The organism is Sphingomonas sp. HMP9 (assembly GCF_013374115.1).
Taxonomy (GTDB): domain Bacteria; phylum Pseudomonadota; class Alphaproteobacteria; order Sphingomonadales; family Sphingomonadaceae; genus Sphingomonas.
Map to the genome: position 1 here is coordinate 1,596,393 of NZ_AP022673.1, position 20,195 is coordinate 1,616,587.

Annotated in this window: 16 protein-coding genes; 7 read left to right on the forward strand and 9 right to left on the reverse strand. The window is 66.8% G+C overall.

The window, feature by feature from the left end; all coding sequences use genetic code 11:
* Positions 1–207: 207 nt before the first annotated feature.
* The gene (alaS, locus tag HMP09_RS07130) at positions 208–2,850 is read right to left on the reverse strand and encodes an alanine--tRNA ligase (protein WP_176499792.1); all 2,643 of its coding nucleotides are present in this window, start codon (positions 2,848–2,850) and stop codon (positions 208–210) included.
* Between the two features lie 267 nt (positions 2,851–3,117).
* Positions 3,118–4,386: a M24 family metallopeptidase gene (locus tag HMP09_RS07135; protein ID WP_443026452.1), complete on the reverse strand. Its 1,269-nt coding sequence runs from the start codon at positions 4,384–4,386 to the stop codon at positions 3,118–3,120.
* Between the two features lie 72 nt (positions 4,387–4,458).
* On the opposite strand from HMP09_RS07135, the gene HMP09_RS07140 reads away from it, so the two are divergent.
* Entirely contained in the window at positions 4,459–5,796 is a 1,338-nt protein-coding gene (locus HMP09_RS07140) for a dicarboxylate/amino acid:cation symporter (RefSeq protein ID WP_176499793.1), read from the forward strand.
* 138 nt (positions 5,797–5,934) lie between these two features.
* Here the strand turns inward: HMP09_RS07140 and HMP09_RS07145 are convergent, their stop codons facing one another.
* From HMP09_RS07145 to HMP09_RS07170, 6 genes are all read right to left on the reverse strand, one after another.
* Positions 5,935–6,570 (reverse strand): glutathione S-transferase family protein, encoded by a 636-nt coding sequence (locus HMP09_RS07145; RefSeq protein WP_176499794.1) that lies wholly within the window; start codon positions 6,568–6,570, stop codon positions 5,935–5,937.
* A gap of 35 nt (positions 6,571–6,605) precedes the next feature.
* Positions 6,606–7,442 (reverse strand): class I SAM-dependent methyltransferase, encoded by an 837-nt coding sequence (locus HMP09_RS07150; RefSeq protein ID WP_176499795.1) that lies wholly within the window; start codon positions 7,440–7,442, stop codon positions 6,606–6,608.
* A 708-nt stretch (positions 7,443–8,150) separates the two neighbouring features.
* Entirely contained in the window at positions 8,151–9,224 is a 1,074-nt protein-coding gene (gene recA, locus HMP09_RS07155; protein ID WP_176499796.1) for a recombinase RecA, read from the reverse strand.
* A 335-nt stretch (positions 9,225–9,559) separates the two neighbouring features.
* The gene (locus HMP09_RS07160; RefSeq protein ID WP_176499797.1) at positions 9,560–10,516 is read right to left on the reverse strand and encodes a 4-(cytidine 5'-diphospho)-2-C-methyl-D-erythritol kinase; all 957 of its coding nucleotides are present in this window, start codon (positions 10,514–10,516) and stop codon (positions 9,560–9,562) included.
* A gap of 305 nt (positions 10,517–10,821) precedes the next feature.
* Positions 10,822–12,240, reverse strand: coding sequence for a tetratricopeptide repeat protein (locus HMP09_RS07165; protein WP_232090748.1), 1,419 nt, complete (start codon positions 12,238–12,240; stop codon positions 10,822–10,824).
* A 7-nt stretch (positions 12,241–12,247) separates the two neighbouring features.
* Positions 12,248–13,909 carry an electron transfer flavoprotein-ubiquinone oxidoreductase gene (locus tag HMP09_RS07170; protein ID WP_176499798.1) on the reverse strand — a complete coding sequence of 554 codons (1,662 nt, stop codon included), beginning with the start codon at positions 13,907–13,909 and terminating at the stop codon, positions 12,248–12,250.
* A gap of 140 nt (positions 13,910–14,049) precedes the next feature.
* On the opposite strand from HMP09_RS07170, the gene HMP09_RS07175 reads away from it, so the two are divergent.
* From HMP09_RS07175 to HMP09_RS07190, 4 genes are all read left to right on the forward strand, one after another.
* Entirely contained in the window at positions 14,050–14,820 is a 771-nt protein-coding gene (locus HMP09_RS07175) for a uracil-DNA glycosylase (RefSeq protein WP_176499799.1), read from the forward strand.
* On the forward strand, positions 14,817–16,688 hold the full coding sequence (locus HMP09_RS07180) for a lytic transglycosylase domain-containing protein (protein ID WP_176499800.1): 1,872 nt from the start codon (positions 14,817–14,819) through the stop codon (positions 16,686–16,688). The genes HMP09_RS07175 and HMP09_RS07180 overlap by 4 nt, the downstream gene beginning before the upstream one ends.
* A gap of 4 nt (positions 16,689–16,692) precedes the next feature.
* Positions 16,693–17,220 (forward strand): molybdenum cofactor biosynthesis protein B, encoded by a 528-nt coding sequence (gene moaB, locus HMP09_RS07185; protein WP_176499801.1) that lies wholly within the window; start codon positions 16,693–16,695, stop codon positions 17,218–17,220.
* A gap of 329 nt (positions 17,221–17,549) precedes the next feature.
* Complete coding sequence (locus HMP09_RS07190) at positions 17,550–17,798, forward strand: hypothetical protein (RefSeq protein WP_176499802.1); 249 nt, start codon at positions 17,550–17,552, stop codon at positions 17,796–17,798.
* Between the two features lie 71 nt (positions 17,799–17,869).
* Here the strand turns inward: HMP09_RS07190 and HMP09_RS07195 are convergent, their stop codons facing one another.
* On the reverse strand, positions 17,870–18,052 hold the full coding sequence (locus tag HMP09_RS07195) for a hypothetical protein (protein ID WP_176499803.1): 183 nt from the start codon (positions 18,050–18,052) through the stop codon (positions 17,870–17,872).
* A gap of 172 nt (positions 18,053–18,224) precedes the next feature.
* On the opposite strand from HMP09_RS07195, the gene HMP09_RS07200 reads away from it, so the two are divergent.
* Together HMP09_RS07200 and HMP09_RS07205 are read left to right on the forward strand one after the other, a co-directional pair.
* Positions 18,225–18,908 carry an outer membrane protein gene (locus HMP09_RS07200; protein WP_176499804.1) on the forward strand — a complete coding sequence of 228 codons (684 nt, stop codon included), beginning with the start codon at positions 18,225–18,227 and terminating at the stop codon, positions 18,906–18,908.
* 43 nt (positions 18,909–18,951) lie between these two features.
* A complete protein-coding gene (locus tag HMP09_RS07205) occupies positions 18,952–20,022 on the forward strand; it encodes a PA0069 family radical SAM protein (RefSeq protein ID WP_176499805.1) in 1,071 nt (356 codons plus the stop codon).
* Positions 20,023–20,195 lie beyond the last annotated feature (173 nt).

A 20,195-nucleotide genomic window follows, 5' to 3' on the forward strand; every position in this document is an offset into this window, starting at 1 on the left:
TAACGACGGACGGCCCTCCGGTACATCGACCTTCCCAATTGGGCCCCGGCCTTCGCCGGGGTGGTGGTGGTGCTAGTGCAGCGGTTTATCATCACTGTTCCCCCGCGAAGGCGGGGGCCCAGGGTACCAGGCGCTATCGGTACTTAGCTGGGCCCCCGCGTCCGCGGGGGAACGGCACGGAGCAGAAAGCCCGTCAGCCGTCAGCCGTCAGCCCGCCAGCGCCGCCCGCACCGCGGCCACCGCATCCGCCGCCTTGTCCCCATCAGGGCCACCGCCCTGCGCCATGTCGGGCCGGCCACCGCCGCCCTGCCCGCCGAGTGTCGCGACCGCGATCTTCAGCAGGTCCACCGCATTGTGGCTCGCGACCAGATCCGCGGTCACGCCAACCGCGACCGAAGCGCGATCGTCGTTGATCGCAACGAGCATCGCTATCCCCGACCCCAGCCGCTGCTTGGCCTCGTCGACCGCGCCGCGCAGGCCCTTCGCCTCGAAGTCGTTGAGCACCTGGCCGATGAACGCCACACCGCCGACCTCTTCGGGGCCCGCAGCCTCACCAGCGCTGCCGCCGCTAAGCGCCAGCGCCTTCTTCGCATCGGCGAGCTCGCGTTCGAGGCGGCGGCGGTCTTCGAGCAACGACGCGACGCGCGCCGGCACCTCATCCGGAGTCGACTTCAACACGGCCGCCGCCTCGCGCAGGCGATCGTCGCGGCCGGTCAGATAGGCGCGCGCCGCCTCGCCGGTCAGCGCCTCGACGCGACGCACGCCGCTCGACACAGCACCCTCGCCAACCACCTTGAACAGCCCGATATCGCCGAGCGCGGTCACGTGCGTGCCGCCGCACAACTCGATCGAATAGCTGCCCTCGTCGGTCGACCCCATCGACACGACGCGGACCTCGTCGCCGTATTTTTCGCCGAACAGCGCCATCGCGCCCATCGCGATCGCGTCGTCGGGGGTCATCAGCAGCGTCGTCACCGCGCCGTTGCCGCGGACCTGCGCGTTCACGTCGGCCTCGACCTGCGCGATGTCGGCGGGGGTCATCGCGACCGGCTGCGAGAAGTCGAAGCGCAGGCGGTCGGGCGCGACGAGGCTCCCCTTCTGCGCGACGTGCGTACCGAGGCGCTCGCGAAGAGCCTCGTGCAGCAGATGCGTCGCCGAATGGTTGGCGCGGATCTGCGCGCGGCGCGCGACGTCGATCTGGAGCTTGACGGACTCGCCGACCTTGATGCCGCCCGCATCGACGATCGCATGATGAACGAACACGCGGCCAAGCTGCTTCGACGTCTCGGTAACCGTCGCGCGCAGGCCAGCGTCGGTGGAGATATGCCCGGCATCGCCGACCTGCCCGCCGCTCTCGCCGTAGAAGGGCGTCTGGTTGACGACGATAGACACCGTATCACCCGTCGTCGCATGGTCGACGCGCGCACCGTCCTTGACCAGCGCGACGACCTCGCCCTCGCCGGTGTCCGACGCATAGCCGAGGAATTCGGTGCCGCCGGTCTGCTCGACGATGTCGAACCAGATATCGTCCGACGCCTTGGCGCCCGAGCCCTTCCAGGCGGCCCGCGCGGCGCGCTTCTGCTCGGCCATCGCGGTGTCGAAACCGTCCCGATCGACCGAAATGTTGCGTTCGCGCAGCGCGTCCTCGGTCAGGTCGTAGGGAAAACCGAACGTGTCGTAGAGCTTGAACGCGACGTCGCCGGCCAGCGTGCCGCCGGTCATCTCCGCGGTCGCCTCGTCGAGCAGCTTCAGCCCCTTGTCGAGCGTCTGGCGGAAGCGCGTCTCCTCCTGCTGCAACGTAGCCTCGATCAGCGGGCGGGCACGCGACAATTCGGGATAGGCGGCGCCCATCTCGGTGACGAGCGCGGGGACCAGCCGGTGCATCAACGGCTCCTTCGCGCCGAGGATATGCGCGTGGCGCATCGCGCGGCGCATGATCCGGCGCAGCACGTACCCGCGGCCTTCGTTCGCGGGCAGCACGCCGTCCGCGACCAGGAAACCCGCGGTGCGCAGATGGTCGGCGATCACGCGGTGGCTGGCGGTGTTCGCGCCGTCGGTCGCGGTATGCGTCAGCGCGCCCGACGCTGCGATCAGCGCCTTGAACGTATCGGTGTCGTAATTGTCGGTGACGCCCTGCATCACCGCGGCGATGCGCTCGAGCCCCATGCCGGTGTCGATCGAGGGCTTTGGCAGGTTGCCGACGATCTCGGCATTTTCCTGCTCGTACTGCATGAACACGAGGTTCCATATCTCGACGAAGCGGTCGCCGTCCTCGTTGGGGCTACCGGGAGGGCCGCCGAAGATATGGTCGCCGTGATCGTAGAAGATTTCCGAGCATGGCCCGCACGGCCCGTTGTCGCCCATCGACCAGAAATTGTCCTTGGTCGGGATGCGAATGATGCGGTGCTCGGGGAGCCCCGCGATCTTCTTCCAGAGATCGAACGCCTCGTCGTCGGTGTGATAGACGGTCGCGGTCAGCTTATCCGGCGACAGGCCCCATTCCTTGGTCAACAACGTCCAGGCGTGGGTGATCGCCTGTTCCTTGAAATAATCGCCAAACGAGAAATTGCCGAGCATTTCGAAGAACGTATGGTGCCGCGCGGTGTAGCCGACATTGTCGAGATCGTTGTGCTTGCCGCCCGCGCGAACGCACTTCTGCGACGAGGTGGCGGTGCTGTACGGCCGCGATTCGAGCCCGGTGAAGACGTTCTTGAACGGCACCATCCCCGCATTGACGAACATCAGCGTCGGGTCGTTCTGCGGCACGAGCGGCGCGGAGGGCACGATCTGGTGCCCCTGCGAACCGAAATAGTCGAGGAAGCCGCGGCGGATGTCGTTGGTCGATGTCATCGCCGGGACTTAGGCGAGCGCGGCGGTTCGCTCAAGTAGAGGTGTGTGGGGGGCGTGAGCGCCCGCCGTCGCGGGAGAACAGGGAAGTGCTGCCGTTCGGTAGAGGCCCCCACCCCGGCGAAGGCCGGGGCCCAGTTGGGGGACGGCACTAACGAAGGATCGCGATCCGTTATTTCCACCTTTCCAACTGGACCCCGGCCTTCGCCGGGGTGGTGGCGTTGGTGGGGTGGCGGCGGTAGTGGCGGTGGCGCTGTTCATGGGGCGTGCCTAGCCCATCGGCGCGTCGATCGATCTAGGCGGTTCGCTGAACCACCGCGGCCCGGCGTCGGTCATGTGGAAGCAGTCCTCGATCCGGACGCCGTACTTGCCCGGCGTGTAGATCCCCGGTTCGTCCGAGAAGCACATCCCCGCCGCCAGCCTAGTCGTCTCGCCGTGGACGAAGTTGACGGGTTCGTGGCCGTCCATGCCGATCCCGTGCCCGGTGCGGTGCGACAGGCCGGGGAGTGTGTAGCCCGGACCATAGCCGAGCGTATCGTAATACCGCCGGACCGCATCATCGACGCTGCCCGCGGTCGCGCCGATCCGGGCAGCGGCGAAGGCGACCTGCTGGCCGCGCGCAACCTGATCCCAGGTCTTGCGCTGGTCGGCGGTCGCGGCGCCGTGCACCCAGGTGCGCGAGACGTCGGACTGATAGCCCTGCACGGTGCAGCCGCAGTCCATCAGCACGACCTGCCCATCGGCCACGCGGTGGATCTCGCGGCTGCCGTGCGGATAGGCGGACGCTTCGCCGACCAGCGCCATCGAGAATTCGGGCGCGCCGCCCAGTGCTTTCGTCGCGGCGGTCATCAGCGCGCCGATCTGCGGGCCGGTCATGCCCTTCTCGACGCGTGCGTGCGTCCAGCGATACGCGGCGAGCGTGACGTCGGTCGCCGTCTGCATCAGCGCGATCTCGGCGGCCGTCTTGATCATCCGGCTGGCGCGGACAACGGGATCGGGCGACACGATCCTCGCCCCCGGCAGCACGCGCGCGAGACCGGCATAGGCGAAATAGCGGACGTCGGCCTCCAGCCCGATCGGCAACGCGGCGAGTTTGCGGTCGCGCAAGAACCCGGCCACGACGCGCAGCGGATCCTCGTCCTCCTGCCACACGCGCACGTCGGCGGGGACGGCGAGCGTCTCGCGCACCGAGGGCTCCTCGAAGAAGGGCGTGACGATGCACGGCGTTCCCTCGACCGGAATCACCGCCAGCGTCAGCCGCTCGCTGGTGTGCCAGCGGACGCCGGTGAAGTAGATCATCGACGATCCGGGCTCGATCAGCACCGCACCGATCCCCGCCGCCTTCATCAACGACTGCGCGCGGACCAGCCGCGCGGCGCGCTCGGTAGCATCGATCGGCTTAGCCGTCCGGGTGATGTCGGACAGCGCGGAAAGGTCTGGTTCGGCGGCGCGCAGGAGTGCGCTAATGGACAGCAAAGGCGCCGCGGCGGCGAGGCCGAGCAGCGTGCGGCGCGAAGGCGTAAAGGCGGTCATCGACATCGCCGGACGATAGGGTGCTTGACCCGAGCGCCGCAATCCCCTTCCCTTGCGCACGAAATTCGGGAGCGATTAATGGCCAAGCGGCTAACCTATTACATCTTGCTGGGGCTGGTCGCGGGTCTGGTCGTCGGCTGGATCGTCAACGCGTCGATCGACGACGGCACCGCAGCCTCGGCCGCGCGGCTGAAGGACATTGCCGGCTATTTCTCGATCGTGACGTCGCTGTTCCTGCGGCTGATCAAGATGATCATCGCCCCCCTGGTCTTCTCGACGCTGGTCGTCGGCATCGCGCATATGGGCGACACCGGCGCGCTCGGGCGGGTGGGCTTGCGCAGTCTCGGCTGGTTCGTGTGCGCGTCGCTGTTGTCGCTGACGCTCGGCATGATCCTGGTCAATCTGCTTCACCCGGGCGTCGGCCTCGCGCTGGCGATCCCGCCGGCCACCGCGTCGAGCGGGGTCGATGCCGCGGCGTTCGATCTCGCCAAGTTCATCGCGCACATCGTACCCGATTCGATGATCGCGGCGATGGCGGACAACGAGATCCTCCAGATCGTCGTCTTCTCGGTGTTCGTCGGCGTGGCGATCACCGCGGTCGGCGAGAAGGCCGCCCCCCTGGTCAAGGCGATCGAGGCGCTGGTCGCGGTGATGCTCCAGATCACCAATTACGTGATGCGGTTCGCACCGTTCGCGGTGTTCGCCGCGGTGACCGCGACGCTTGCCGAGCGCGGCCCGAGCATCCTCGGCGATCTCGGCTATTTCATGCTGTGCTTCTATCTGGGGCTCGCGCTGCTGTGGGCGATGCTGATCGGGATCGCGTTCGTGCTGATCGGCCCGCGGACTCGGTTGCTAGTGCGCTATATCCGCGATCCGTTGATCCTCGCCTTCTCCGCCGCGTCGTCGGAGGCGGCGTATCCGCGGACGCTGGAGGCGCTCGACCGGTTCGGCGTGCCGCCGCGGATCGCCAGCTTCGTGCTGCCGCTGGGCTATTCGTTCAATCTCGACGGGTCGATGATGTACATGACGTTCGCGTCGCTGTTCATCGCGCAGGCCTATGGCATCCACATGCCGATCGGGCAGCAGATCGCGATGCTGCTCGTGCTGATGGTGACATCGAAGGGGATTGCGGGCGTGCCGCGTGCGTCGCTGGTGGTGATCGCCGGCACGCTGTCGATGTTCAAGATCCCCGAGGCGGGGATTCTGCTGATCCTCGCGGTCGACCATTTCCTCGATATGGGGCGCTCAGCGACCAACGTGATCGGCAATGCGGTCGCGGCGACGGTCGTCGCGAAATGGGAGGGCGGGCTCGACGAGCGCGAGCCGGCCGACCGGGACTTTCCGCATGCACCGACCGGGCATGGGCCCAAGACGAATATCGACAGCTTCGACAAGATCGGGCCGGGTCAGGGTTGAGGCTGCCAAAGTTTAACTAACTCCGTCATCCCAGCGAAGGCTGGGATCCAGAGCCACAATCGGGCGCGCTGGTGGCTCTGGATCCTGGGTCGAGCCCAGGATGACGGGAGGTTAGAGGCGGAGGCGTTACCTAGTAGCTCACGCGTATGCGTAGGGGCCGCCCTTCTTGAGCCCGGCCTGATATGCCGGCCGCGCGTGCACCTTGGCGAGCCACGCGATCGTTGCTGGGCGGGACTCGTTCATGCCGCCGCGGCTGCGCGCGGCTTCGAGCGGGAAGCTCATCATGATGTCGGCGGCAGTCATCTCATTGCCGGCGAACCACGGGCGCTGCGCCAGTTCGGATTCGACATAGTCGAGATGGACGTCGATCATCGGCTGGATCTTCTTGACCGCGACCTTGCCCATGATCGGGATGCGCGCGAGGACGAGCTTGAGTAGCAGCGGCGGCATCATCGAGCCTTCGGCGTAATGCAGCCAGAAACGGTAGCGCAGCGCGTCAGCGCGGTTCGCGGGCGCACCGAGTTTGCCGTCCGCTTTGTCGACGAGATATTCGACGATCGCGCCGGTCTCGGCGATGACTTGGCCCCCTTCGACATCGGTGTCCTCGATCACCGGCGACTTGCCGAGCGGGTGGACCTTCTTGAGTTCGGGCGGCGCAAGCATGGTCTGCGGGTTCCGCTCGTAGCGCTTGATCTCGTACGGGAGGCCGAGTTCCTCGAGCATCCACAGGATCCGCTGCGATCGCGAGTTTTCGAGGTGGTGGACGATGATCATGCTGGCTCCCCTGCTCTTCTATCCCGCCGACGCGCTTATCCGGCCGCGGTGCGCGCCGTCCAGATCCAGGCGACGGCGGGAAATTCCACCGTGTCGTCGATGCGGTGACGGTCACAGACTTGGGTGAGACGCGCGATGTAGTGCTCGCGTTCCTCGGGCGCCGAGTCGCGGATCGCGGATGCCGCGGGGCCGATGCGGCGGAAATAGTCGACCGCGTCGGCGACCGGGTCGGGCCCGCCGCCGGCGCGATAGGCAAAGTCGATGCGGCGCGGCGGTTCTGCATGCCAGCCCGCGTTGGCGAGGATATCGGCGACATGGCCGGGGTCGGCGAACGCGAACGGGCCGGGCGCGGTCGTCGCCGGCGCGTCCGCGTCGCCACCGGTAGCGGCAATGGTTTCGGTGGCCCAGCGATTGGCGGCGCGCTCGGCGAAACACGAGAAGACTAGGGTCGCGTCCGGCGCGGCGGCGGCGGCGAGCGTGGCGAAGGCGGCGACGGGGTCGGCGAAGAACATGACGCCGTGGCGCGAGACGTAGAGATCGACCGGGGCGTGGTGCGCAGCGGCGACGGTGATGTCGGCGCATTCGAACTGCGCGTTGGTTTGGTCGCCGGCGCGTTGCCGGGCGGTCTCGATCAGCGTGGGGGAGAGATCTATCCCGGTGACGGTCGCGTTCGGGAGGGCGTGCGCGGTGGCCATCGTGGTCGCGCCCGCGCCGCAGCCGATGTCGATGACGTTGGCTGTTTGGGGTGAGGCGGCAGCGAGGATCGCGGCGTTCAGATGCGGCGTGAGGGTGGCAAAGCTGCGATCGGTGCGGCGCCATTCCTCGGCCCAGACGTCGCCAATCCTGCCAGTCCAGTCAAAGCCTGTGGTCATCAGCGGGGCGCTTCATGCTTGGGGTTCGGGGGCGTTGGGGGAGTGAAGTATAGAAAGTATAGACGCTCGCGCGGGTTCTGCGTCGAGCGATTTCTGCCGCCGCGGTAGTTCGCGCATCGTTGTTTCCCCGCGAAGGCGGGGATCCAGTCTGAGCTCCCGCCTTCGCGGGAGAAGATCGGAGTGGGAGCGCTGGGATATATTGGCGGTTGCAGCGCACGCCGGAACTTGGGTTGTCTGAGCAGTTGATTTGAGAGGCCGTGCCAATTGAGCCCGGCCTCCGTCCAGGTAGCGCGAGCTTGGAGTGTCGCGGCATTCGATTTGCGAGGCAATCCCGATTGGGCCCCGGCCTCCGCCGGGGTGGTGCGGACTCGGGTTGTCATGGCAAGAGATTTTGTAGGCCATCTCAGCGGGGCTAGCCCTCCGCCCGGGTGGCGCGAACTTGGGTTGTCGTGGCAGTTGATTTGAAAAGCCATCCCAGTTGCGCAGGGTCTCCGCGCTGTTGGCCCGACATTGGGGTGTCGGGGGGCTCGATTTGATAGGCCTTCCCACCTGGGCCCCGGCCTTCGCCGGGGTGGGGGCGGGTTTGGAGGCGGTGCCGTTCCTCGCACGCCCTCACCCTCCCATTGCAAGGGCAATGGGTCCCTCCCTCTCCCCCGAGGGGAGAGGGTGAAGGGGTCCCCCCGTTTCCTGTCGGGGAGACGGGTGGACTTAGACGTCGTCGCCGTCTTCGGGGCCGGCCATCATTTCCTCGGCGACCTTGTCGGTGCGCGCACGGATCTGCTTTTCGAGGCGGTCGGCGGTTTCGGGGTTGTCCTTGAGGAAGGTCTTCGAATTCTCGCGACCCTGACCGAGACGGACGCTATCGTAGCTGAACCACGCGCCCGACTTCTCCACGAGGCCTGCCTTCACGCCGAGATCGAGGATCTCGCCGAGCTTCGAGACACCCTGCCCATACATGATGTCGAACTCGACCTGCTTGAACGGCGGCGCGACCTTGTTCTTGACGACCTTCACGCGCGTCTGGTTGCCCGTCACCTCTTCGCCGGCCTTGATCGCGCCGATGCGGCGGATGTCGAGGCGGACCGAGGCGTAGAACTTCAGCGCGTTGCCGCCCGTCGTCGTCTCCGGGTTGCCGTACATCACGCCGATCTTCATGCGCAGCTGGTTGATGAAGATCACCATGCAGCGCGATCGGCTGATCGAGCCAGTCAGCTTGCGCAACGACTGCGACATCAGGCGCGCCTGGAGGCCGACATGGCTGTCGCCCATCTCGCCCTCGATTTCCGCGCGCGGCACGAGCGCGGCGACCGAATCGACCACGAGCACGTCGATCGCGTTCGAGCGGACGAGCGTATCGACGATCTCGAGCGCCTGCTCGCCGGTATCGGGCTGCGACACGATCAGCTCGTCGATGTTGACGCCGAGCTTCTTGGCATAGACCGGGTCGAGCGCGTGCTCGGCATCGACGAACGCGGCAGTGCCGCCACCCTTCTGCGCCTCGGCGATCACGTGGAGCGCGAGCGTGGTCTTGCCCGAGCTTTCCGGCCCGTAGATCTCGATCACGCGGCCGCGCGGCAGGCCGCCGACGCCGAGCGCGATGTCGAGCCCGAGCGAGCCGGTCGAGATGACCTCGACCTGCATCGTTTCCTTGGAACCCAGGCGCATCGCCGAGCCCTTGCCGAACGCGCGGTCGATCTGCGCGAGCGCGGCGTCGAGCGCCTTCTGGCGGTCGTTGGTTGCGGTTGCCATGCCGGTGTCGATCACTTTCAGATTAGCGGCCATTGATAAGCTCCCATCGCTAAAGCAAGCGCGCGTGCCATTCAACGCGTCAAACGCCATGTATTCTCTTTGTTCTCCTGGAACAAGTGCGGAACATCGGGTTTGTGCAAAAAGGGCCGGGTTTCGTAGCAGCCACCGAGTTGCATACTCGACATCTGCGGATGCGCTGCATGGTGGATCCCGGAACGAGTCCGGGATGACGCGATGGGCTGGGGAAAGTTTGGTCGAGAACGGCTCGGGTTGCTCGGGCATGGGTTCGCAGCGGTCGACTTGATCGGCGCGCTTGAGATGCGTCCAGGAGGAGCGGTTGCGATCGTGGCTCTGGATCCTGACTTTCGTCAGGATGACGGAGCGCAGTGAGAGGTGAACCAGGCGAGCGTCGTGGCGAGCGTCCACCAGCCGCGGGCTTGTGCGGCGGTTGCGGTGGCGTCCCTGGCTTCGGCGGTCTCGAAAAGGGCGAAGCAGGTGGCGCCGGAGCCGGACATTCTGGACAGCAGGACGTCGTGCGCCGCGTCGAGCAGCGCGCGGACGTCAGCGATGACCGGGGCCGACGCCAGCGCGGAGGGCTCCAGATCGTTGCGGCCTGCCGTTGCACGCGTGAGAAGGTCGCCTTCGGGGATCGGACCGCGATCCTGCCCGTCCCAATTCTTGAAGACGGCGGCGGTCGAGACCGCGACGCCGGGATTTACCAGGAGAAGCGGCGTGCCGGACAGGCCTTCGAGGTTTGTAAGGGTGTCGCCCTTGCCGGTGCCGAGCGTGGTGCGGTTGGCTAGGCACGCGGGGACGTCTGCGCCGAGCTTCGCGGCGATGGCGTGCAGGCGCGCATCGGTGGCGGCGATACCGTGGAGGCGCACAAGCGCGCGGAGCGTAGCGGCGGCATCGGCCGAGCCGCCGCCGATGCCCGAGGCGATGGGGAGGTGCTTTTCCAGCGTTATCGCGTGACGGGCGTTCGGGGCGAAGGCGGCGGTGAAGGCGTCGGCGGCGGCAGTCACGAGGTTGCCGTACCAAGGGGCATTGCCCACGACCGTGTGTGACGCGCGTGGCGTGTCGTCATTACCCTCCCCCAACTGGGCCCCGGCCTCCGCCGGGGTAGTGTCGGGGGGAGTCAGGAGCGCAGCGGCGAAAGGGCCGGTGATGGTGAAGCTGTTGGTCTGCGCGGCTTCGACGGTGACGGTGTCGCCATCGGTGGCGAAGGCGAAGAGCGTTTCGAGCTCGTGATAGCCGTCGGGGCGGCGGTGGCGGACGTGGAGCGCCAGGTTGATCTTCGCAGGCGCGGGTTCGGTGGTGGCGGGCATCGGGGGTCTCGGGGTTTGGCGGGTCGGGGACTGGCTTAGCGGACGGAGGGGCCCTGGCAACGCTGTGCGACGTAATCGCCAACATCCGTCATCCTGACGAAAGTCAGGATCCACAGCCAGGCACGGCAGCGTTCGTTACTCTGCGTCGTGACTTTCGTCAGGATGACGGAGGGGGGGCGCGCACATGGCGAGGTCTGGGCGAGGGGCGGGCCAAGTGCGGGCGTCGTTATGGTCACTCCCGCCGTTCGCATCGCCCTCACCCTGCGCATAGCTGCGATGCGGGCCGTTCCCGATAAGAGAGCAGGTCAGCGGCGCGCTTTCGGCGGAAGGCCGTTGGCGATCTTGGCGGTCAGCCGCGCCGTGTCGCTGGGTTCGGCGGTCAGCACCGCGGCGCGCCAGGCGTAGCGGGCTTCGTAGCGTCGACCGACGCTCCAATAGGCGTCGCCCAAGTGGTCGGCGATTTCGGCGTTGGTGGGCTCGGCCTGCACGGCGGTTTCGAGCAGCGGCAGCGCGCGCGCGGTGTCGCCGGAGAGATGGTAGGCCCACCCCAGCGAATCGGTGATCGAGGCATTGGTCGGATCGAGGCGCGTGGCGCGTTCGAGCAGCCGGATCGAGGCGGGGATGTCGTCGGCATGCTCGACTTGCGCGAAGCCGAGATAGTTGAGCGCAAGCGGCTGCGCAGGGCCGCGCGCGACGGCTTTTTCGAGCGCCTCGCGGGCTTCGGGCCAGCGCCCGGCCTGATCGAGCGCGCCGCCATATTGCAGCCACGCTGCCCAGCTGCCGCCCGTGTCGCCGTCGGCGGCGATAACGCGCTGATAATACGTGGCCGCCTCGGCGGGGTTGCCGGTGGTCAGAAGCAGATCGGCATAGCGTTGCCAGTCGGCGGCTCCCGCCCCCGGCTGGTCGACGCGGTTCTTGGCGGCGGCGAGCGCTTCGCCGTCGCGGTCGGCGTTGGCGAGAATGTCGATACGCTCGGCGGCGGCGGCCACGGCGGAGGGGCCTTTCGGGTCGATCTCGTCGAGGACGGCGAGCGCGCGGTCGACGATCTTGGTGCGCGCAAGCGCGTCGGCGAGGAGCACGCGCGCGCCGTCGTAGCGCGGGTCGGCGCGCAGCGCGGCCTGCGTCAGGGCGATCGACAGCGGCGAAGGTTCGCCCGCCGCGAGGTCGCTGGCGAGGCGCGCGAGCAGACGCGAGACGCCGATCGCGAGCGGTTGTCTGGCCGGCGCCGCGGCGATCAGCGTCCGGGTTTCGGCGGCGAAGCGGCTGGCGACCGGGTCCTTCGCGGCGGTGGCAAGCGACGGTTCGGGATCGCGGCCTTCGGCGTGCGCAACCCAGGCGTAGAGCGAGGGCGCGAGGACCACGAGCGGCCCGGCGGCGAGCGTGGCGATGGCGGCACTCGCGGCCTTGGTATCGCCCTGTCGCGCGGCGTCGGCGAGCGGGAGCAGCGCGGCATCGGCGGGGGCAACGCCCGCCTTGCCGAGGACCGCGGCGGCGCGCGTGGCGAGCGCCATGTCGCCCGCCTCGAGCGCTTCGCGGTAAGCGCGGATCGCGACGACGGGATCGGCGGGCGATGCCGTCAGCACCCTGGCATAGCTGGCGGCGGCGAGGTCCGGTCGTCCCGCCGCGTCGGCAGCGCGCGCTTTCAGATACGCGGAGAGATCACTCGTCCCGGCCGTGGCGCCAGCCGTTGCGGGAGCCGCCAGGACGAGACCAAGTGCGAGCAATACGGGCTTACATGTTGGGATAATTGGGGCCTCCGCCGCCCTCGGGTACGACCCAGTTGATATTCTGGGTCGGGTCCTTGATGTCGCAGGTCTTGCAGTGGACGCAGTTCTGCGCGTTGATGACGAACTTCGGATCGCCTTCTTCGACGCCCACCACCTCGTAAACGCCGGCCGGGCAATAGCGTTGCGCAGGCTCGTCATACATCGGCAGGTTGTAGGTGATCGGCACCGCCGGATCCTTGAGCGTCAGGTGGACCGGCTGATCCTCCTCGTGATTGGTGTTCGAGATGAACACCGACGAGAGGCGATCGAAGGTGAGGACGCCGTCGGCCTTGGGATACGCGATCGGCTTGACCAGATCCTTGCGCCACAGGCTTTCATGATCGGGATGATGGTGCATCGTGAAAGGCACCTTGATCCCCAGATGCTCGAGCCACATCGTCACGCCGGCAAGCCCCGAACCGACCAGATCGCCGAACTTCTTGACCAGCGGCACGACGTTGCGGACGACCGACAGCTCCTTCTTCACCCACGATTTTTCGAACGCCGCTGGATAGGCGGCGAGTTCGTCATGGCCGCGCTGCGAGACGATCGCCTCGACCGCGGCCTCGGCGGCCATCATGCCCGACTTCATCGCGGTATGCGTACCCTTGATCCGCGGCACGTTTAGGAAACCGGCGCTGTCGCCGATTAGTGCCGCGCCGGGCATCACGAGCTTGGGGATCGACTGCAGCCCGCCATCGCTGATCGCGCGTGCGCCGTAGCTGACTCGCTTGGCGCCCTTGAGCAGCGCGGCGATCTCGGGGTGCGTCTTCCAGCGCTGCATCTCGTGGAACGGCGAGAGATGCGGGTTGGTGTAGTTGAGCCATGTGACGAAGCCGATCGAGACCTGACCGTTCGCCTGATGATAGATCCAGCCGCCGCCGTTCGAACCGTCGGTCTCGGTCAGCGGCCAGCCCTGCGTGTGGATGACGCGGCCGGGGCTGTGGAGCGCGGGATCGATGTCCCAGAGTTCCTTGATGCCGAGGCCGTAGACCTGCGGATCGCTGTCCTTGGCGAGGTCGAATGTCCGGATCAGTTCCTTGGTCAGGTGGCCGCGGCAGCCTTCCGAGAAGAAGGTGTATTTGGCGTGGAGTTCGAGGCCGGGGGTATAGTCGCCCTTGTGCGTGCCATCGCGCGCAACGCCCATGTCGCCGGTCGCGACGCCCTTGACCGAGCCGTCGTCGTTGAACAGGATTTCGGCGGCGGCAAACCCCGGGAAGATCTCGACGCCGAGCTCTTCCGCCTTGCCCGCGAGCCAGCGGCACAGATTGCCGAGGCTGCCGGTGTAGGTGCCCTTGTTGTGCATGAACGACGGCGTGACGAAGTGCGGCATCTCGCTCTTCTTCGTCTTGCTGAGGATCCAGTGATGGTTCTCGGTCACCGGCACTTCGGCGAGCGGGCAGCCATCCTCGCGCCAATTGGGCAGCAGCTCGTCGAGGCTCTTCGGATCGATGACCGCGCCCGACAGGATATGCGCGCCGACTTCGGAACCCTTTTCGAGCACGCAGACGCTGATCTCCGCGTCCTTTTCGGCTGCCATCTGTTTGAGACGGATCGCTGCCGAGAGCCCCGCCGGGCCTGCGCCGACGATCACCACATCATAGGGCATCGATTCACGTGTCGTCATCATCGTCTCCCGGGGGATGTCCCCTATAGCCCAGTCTATCCGCCCCTGCCCTTCGTTCGGGCTCGGGCCGGCACCGTCTTGTCCAATATGGCGATTGCGCGAGTTGACCGCCACGTCAACCGTGCAGCATAGGTTACCTTGTGGGGGCGGACCAAACCATCGACTGGCGAAACGCCGCGGCGAGCGCGCTCGACTGGTGGCACGAGGCTGGCGTCGACACGCTGGTCGGCGACGTCCCGCGCGACTGGTTTGCCGCGCCGGAGCCGTTGGTCGTGCCTGCGACTACGCCTGCCGCGCCGGTCGTCGCGCCGTCCGCGATGCCGCTCCTGCTGGCGGATTTCCTCGCGTGGCGAAGCGGCGCGCAGGTCCCCGAGGCGGACTGGAGCGGGGTTTCGCTGGCGGCGATCGGGCCCGCTGACGCTACGGTCATGGTGCTTGTCGATTGCCCGGACCGGGATGACGGCGATGCGGGCGCATTACTCAGCGGCGCATCGGGGCGGTTGCTCGACCGGATGCTCGCCGCGATCGGTCTGACGCGCGACGAAGTCCACCTTGCGGCGGTCTGCGCAAAGCGGCCGACGGCGGGGCGGATCCAGAGCGAGGTCGAGGAGCGGCTCGCGGAAATCGCCAAGCATCACATCGGCTTGGTCGCGCCGCAGCGGTTGCTGATCCTCGGCAATGCGGCGAGCCGTGCGATCCTCGGGACGGAATTACAGGCAGCGCGTGGGCGTTTGCACGGGTTTAACCATAAGACTGCACAAACGAAGGCCGGTGACGCGTCGGATATGACGAGCGTGGTCGCGAGCTATCATCCGCGGTTTCTGATCGAGAAGCCCGCGGCCAAGGCTGAGGCCTGGAAGGATTTGCAGATGCTGATGGGCGAACAGATGTCGCAAAAGGGCGCACGATGATTCGGACTCTTGCTATCGTTCTCGGGCTGAGCGCCCTCCGCCTCCCGGCGCTGGCTGCGACCGTCGCGAATGAGCCTGCCGGCGATGCGAGGCTTGGCTCGACGCAGTTGGTAGGCGCGCCGACGCTGGAGCAGATCCCGGACCAGCTCGATGCCGGCCAGCGCGAGGCGTACAAGACGGTGTTCGCGGCGATCCGCGACGGCAAGTGGACCGACGCGCAGATCGGGCTCGACACGATGAAGCCCGGCCCGCTGCACGCAATCGCGCGCGCCGAGATGTACACGGCCAAGGGCTCGCCCAAGGTCGAAATGGAACCGCTCGTCGCGTTGCTCAACGAAGCGCCCGAGTTGCCCGAAGCCGAGCAGATCTCGCGTCTCGCGGCGCTGCGCGGTGCGGTCGGCCTGCCCCCGCTACCGGTCGCGCAGCGGCTGATCTGGCAGGACGGCGCGCCGCGTCGCGTCCGCGCGAAGAGCCTCAAGGGCGACATGATCGCCGCGGATCTGGCGATCAAGATGCAGCCTTACGTCAAGGCGGACATGGGCCGCGAGGCGCAGTCGCTGCTCGAAAGCACGCCCGGCCTCACCCCCGAGGCGCTGACCGAGTGGCAGCAGAAGATCGCCTGGATCTATTTCCTCCAGGGCGACGATTCGAACGCGCGCATGATGGCCGCGAAGGCGCAGGACGGCGTCGGCGACTGGGCGGTCCAGGGTCGCTGGGTCGGCGCGCTGTCGGCATGGCGGCAGAACGATTGCGCTAATGCGGAGACCGGGTTCGAGGGCGTCGCAGCGCGGGCGGGCGACGTCGACCTTCGCGCAGCGGCGCTGTACTGGGCGTCGCGCGCGGACATGGTGTGCTCGCGCCCCGACAAGATCGAGGGTCGGCTGAAGGCGGCGGCGCAGTTCAGCGAGAGCTTCTACGGCCAGCTCGCACGCCAGCAACTGGCGATGAAGGACAAGGGGACGTCGGTCGGCGGGCTCGTCGCCAGCGACTGGAAGGTCGTCGGCAAGCGCCCGAACGTGCGCGTCGCCGCAGCGCTGGTCGAGGTTGGCGAGACCGATCTGGCCGATACGGTCATCCGCCAGCAGGCCAAGATCGGCGACCCGCGCGAATTCAGCAACCTGGTCCGCGTCGCCGAGGCGCTGAGCCTGCCCGCGACCACCGTGTTCCTCGCGCATAACTGCCCGCAGGGCGTCACGTCGACCGCCGAGGCGCGCTATCCGACGCCGAACTGGACGCCCGACAGCGGCTGGCACATCGACAAGGCGCTGGTCTATGCGCACACGCTCGAGGAATCGCGATTCCGCAATACCGTGAAGAGCCCCGCCGGCGCTTACGGCCTGATGCAGATCATGCCCGCGGCGGCGACCGACTTCGCACGTGAGCGCGGCACCGCGATCGACATGAAGGCGCTGACCAAGCCGTCGACCAACATGGCGATCGGCCAGCGCCATCTGGAGCGACTGCGCGACATGGCCGGCGTTACCGGCGGGCTGCTGCCCAAGGTGATCGCGGCGTATAATGCGGGGCCGCGTCCGGTCGGCGACTGGAACGCGATCGTCCACGATAATGGCGATCCGCTGCTGTATATCGAGAGCATCCCGTACTGGGAGACGCGCGGCTACGTGACCACCGTGCTGCGCAATTACTGGATGTACGAGGCGCAGGGCGGCAAGAAGGCATCGACCAGCCGCAATGCGCTGGCGCAGGGCATGTGGCCGCGCTTCCCCGGCCTGCCGGGGGCGACCGCGGTGCGGATGGCCGCCAAGCCGTACACCCAATATCACCCGAACGTGACGCCGCTACAGGCGACGGTTGCGGTCAATGCGAGCATCGGACCGCAGTCCACCACCGTTACGCGCGCGGACTAGGGTCATGCCGATCGATGAGAGCCGGACGTTCCTGCCAGTCCGCATTGCCGTGCTGACGGTGTCGGACACGCGCGGCCTGGCCGAGGATCGCTCGGGCGATACCTTGGTCGCACGGCTGACCGAGGCCGGCCACCTGCTCGCCGACCGTCGGATCGAGAAGGATGACGTCGAGACGATCGTCGCGCGACTGCATGCCTGGATCGACGATCCCGAGGTCGACTGCGTGATCACCACCGGCGGCACCGGCGTGACGGGGCGCGACGTGACCCCCGAGGCGATCGAGCAGGTCGCCGAGAAGATGATCCCCGGCTTCGGCGAACTCTTCCGCATGCTCAGCTACCAGACGATCGGCACCTCGACCGTCCAGTCGCGGGCGTGCGCCTGCGTGTCGAAGGGCACGTATATCTTCGCGTTGCCGGGCTCGACCGGCGCGGTGAAGGACGGCTGGGACGGCATCCTGCGCGACCAGCTCGACAGCCGTCACCGCCCCTGCAACTTCGTCGAACTGATGCCGCGACTGCTGGAACGCTGACGATTCCGCAGCGTGCGCGGATGTCTTCTGCCCGCCCTGCATGAGCCGATCCCACGATCAGCTAGGGTTGCGCCCGTCCTCGTTTAACGAGAAACGGCAACCGGGCCGCGAGGCGACTTCACCTTCCCCAAGTTTTCGCGGTTTTCACCAACTAATAGTGTGAGTTTCGCCCGGTCATACCCGAGCTCTACCAATACGACCTGGCGGAAAACCAGGCAATTCGAACGGCTTCATCGCGGTGTGGCACTGTATTATGCAACTGGCATGGTCGGTGCATTGGTCAAGATGCCGCCCAACCGGGTGCGCCTACACCAGTGAAGGACGCCGAAATGACCTCGATCATCCTGAAGAGCTTCGCGCTTGCTACCGTTCTCGTGGCCAGTGCACCCGCCTTCGCGGCACCAGCCTCGTCGCCGCAGAAGACCGCGCTGAAATACGACGCGAAGACGCAGAAATATTGCCTGACCGAAGTCGCAGCGACCGGCAGCATTATCGGTCGCACGACGTGTCAGACCGCCAAGCAATGGTCGGCCCTCGGACTCAATATGCCGAACACGACCTTGCTCGCACAGAAGTGACCAGCACTGCGCGGCTCGTCGGGATGGCGGGCCGCGCGCGGCACACCGCAGCGCATCATTGCCGGGAGCCGTCAGCCCTTGGCGGCGTGGATCAGGTCGACGAGCTGCTTGTTGATCGATGCGCCGTGCAGGTGGAGATGCACCGCATCATATCCCTCGCGTCGCAGCCGTTGCCGCAAGTCGTTGACCGAGTTGCAGGCGCCCGATCTCGCCAGTTCGAATGCCCGCTCCACCGTGGTGATCTGTCCCGTCATCGTTCCGCCCTAGTCGCTATCCCGAGGCGCGGCGAGCGCTCATTCTTACCTGTCGTAATTGCCTCGAAAATGGATGCAATCGGGCAATTTTAACGCGGTGGAAGGACCCCGCATCGCACAGGGGCACTGCAACGGTCCGCGAGCAGGCGCGGATCGATCAAGGGTGGTTCACATGCGTACAGTCACGATTATCGCAGCACTTTCCGCGGCCTATGCCACGCCGGTGCTGGCACAATCCATTCCCATGCAGGACGGTGGCCCTGAATATGGCGCGGTCGAAAAGGTCAGTGGCCTGCGTATCGAGCCGCGGATCGGATACGACCGCGTCATTACCGAGCTCAATGTCGAGACCGCGACCGACTCGGCCGGCGTGCGCGAGGGCAAGAGCGGCGTCACCTATGGCGGCGAAGTCGGCTACGACACCGTCGTCAACGCGGGCACCGTGCTCGGCATATATGGCGGCATCGACGGGTCGAGCGCCGAACAGTGCTTCCCGGACGGGTTCGGTGCGCAGACGTGCCTGAAGCCTGGCCGCAACCTGACGGTAGGCGTGCGCGGCGGCTATCTGCTCAACCCGACGACGTTGCTGTATATCAAGGGTGGCTATTCGAACGGGCAGATCCGGTTCGATTACACGGACCCCCAGTTCCCGCAGGACAATGTCCGCGCCTCGGACACGCTCAGCGGCTTCCACGCCGGTGCGGGCGTGCAGGCAGGGTTCGGCCGCAACTTCTACGGCAAGCTGGAATATGTCTACACCGACTATAACGGCTATGAGGTCGTCGACGGCCGTGACAAGGTGAGCCTAGACTTCAGCCGGCATCAGGTCGTCGCGGGGCTTGGCGTTCGCTTCTGATTTCGTTCTTGCTATGTTCCGTGGCGGTGCCTAGTTTCGACTGATGAAACAGGCCCGTCCGGTTCGTGGTGCGACTCGCAATGACGAAAGTCGGCGGTTCAACATGCCGCAGACCGAGGCGGATGGCGACTGGCTCGACATGCGCGAAGGGATCGACGGGATCGCGCCCAAGCTGTGGACAACGGTGACCGTGGAGACACCGCGAACGATCATCAGCCGCAACGCGTCGCCCGACGTGCCGTTCGATCGCTCGATCAATCCGTATCGGGGGTGCGAACACGGCTGCATCTATTGTTTCGCGCGACCGAGCCATGCGTTTCACGATCTGTCGCCGGGCCTCGATTTCGAGAGCAAGCTGTTTGCAAAGCCCTCCGCGGCAGCATTGTTGCGCACGGAACTGGGGAAGCCGGGCTATGCGGTCGCGCCCATGGCGCTGGGGACGAACACCGATCCGTACCAGCCGATCGAGACCGACTGGCGGATCACCCGCGGCATCATCGAGGTACTGAGCGAGACGGATCACCCGCTGACGATCACCACCAAGTCGGACCGCGTGGTGCGCGATATCGACCTGCTGGCGCCGATGGCGGCGAAGGGACTGGCGGCGGTGGCGATGTCGATCACCTCGCTCGATCCGAAGGTGGCGTCGACCGTCGAGCCGCGCGCGCCGCATCCCGAGCGCAGGCTTGCGGCGGTGCGCAAGCTCGCGGACGCAGGCGTGCCGGTCTACGTATCGATCGCGCCGGTGATCCCCGCGATCACCGATCATGAGATCGAGCATCTGATCGCGCGGGCGGCGGAGGCCGGGGCGACGCGGGCGTTCTTCATTCCGGTGCGGTTGCCGCACGAGGTCGCGCCGCTGTTCCGCGCATGGCTCGACGAGCATTTCCCGGATCGCGCGGGCAAGGTGATGGCGACGATCGCGTCGTTGCGCGGCGGCAAGGACAATGATCCGAACTTCTTCACGCGGATGCAGGGCCAAGGCCCGTGGGCGGCGCTGCTGGGGACACGATTCCGGATCGCGTGCGCGAAACATGGACTCAACCGGGAACGCGTCGCGTTGCGGAACGACCTGTTCCGCGCGCCGAGGGGACCTCAGGGGGAGCTGTTTTGAAGGAGTGCCGGGTTCGCGCGTCGAACGCCGACCTCTGCCAGACAGGCGGAATGGCAAGCGTTCACTGGACTATTCTGGCCTAGCCCCCTCCCTGGAAGGCGTCGGGGGCGGATCGGCTTCCGCAAGGTTTGATTGCTGCGAATAACTCAGCGCCCGGCCCCTCCCTTTCGGGA

Bases quoted from the DNA above. Each gene is read 5' to 3' on its own strand.
- alaS (WP_176499792.1), bottom strand. From the start codon at position 2,850: ATGACATCGACCAACGACATCCGCCGCGGCTTCCTCGACTATTTCGGT.
- HMP09_RS07135 (WP_443026452.1), bottom strand. From the start codon at position 4,386: ATGTCGATGACCGCCTTTACGCCTTCGCGCCGCACGCTGCTCGGCCTC.
- HMP09_RS07140 (WP_176499793.1), top strand. From the start codon at position 4,459: ATGGCCAAGCGGCTAACCTATTACATCTTGCTGGGGCTGGTCGCGGGT.
- HMP09_RS07145 (WP_176499794.1), bottom strand. From the start codon at position 6,570: ATGATCATCGTCCACCACCTCGAAAACTCGCGATCGCAGCGGATCCTG.
- HMP09_RS07150 (WP_176499795.1), bottom strand. From the start codon at position 7,442: ATGACCACAGGCTTTGACTGGACTGGCAGGATTGGCGACGTCTGGGCC.
- recA (WP_176499796.1), bottom strand. From the start codon at position 9,224: ATGGCCGCTAATCTGAAAGTGATCGACACCGGCATGGCAACCGCAACC.
- HMP09_RS07160 (WP_176499797.1), bottom strand. From the start codon at position 10,516: ATGCCCGCCACCACCGAACCCGCGCCTGCGAAGATCAACCTGGCGCTC.
- HMP09_RS07170 (WP_176499798.1), bottom strand. From the start codon at position 13,909: ATGACGACACGTGAATCGATGCCCTATGATGTGGTGATCGTCGGCGCA.
- HMP09_RS07180 (WP_176499800.1), top strand. From the start codon at position 14,817: ATGATTCGGACTCTTGCTATCGTTCTCGGGCTGAGCGCCCTCCGCCTC.
- moaB (WP_176499801.1), top strand. From the start codon at position 16,693: ATGCCGATCGATGAGAGCCGGACGTTCCTGCCAGTCCGCATTGCCGTG.
- HMP09_RS07190 (WP_176499802.1), top strand. From the start codon at position 17,550: ATGACCTCGATCATCCTGAAGAGCTTCGCGCTTGCTACCGTTCTCGTG.
- HMP09_RS07195 (WP_176499803.1), bottom strand. From the start codon at position 18,052: ATGACGGGACAGATCACCACGGTGGAGCGGGCATTCGAACTGGCGAGA.
- HMP09_RS07200 (WP_176499804.1), top strand. From the start codon at position 18,225: ATGCGTACAGTCACGATTATCGCAGCACTTTCCGCGGCCTATGCCACG.
- HMP09_RS07205 (WP_176499805.1), top strand. From the start codon at position 18,952: ATGAAACAGGCCCGTCCGGTTCGTGGTGCGACTCGCAATGACGAAAGT.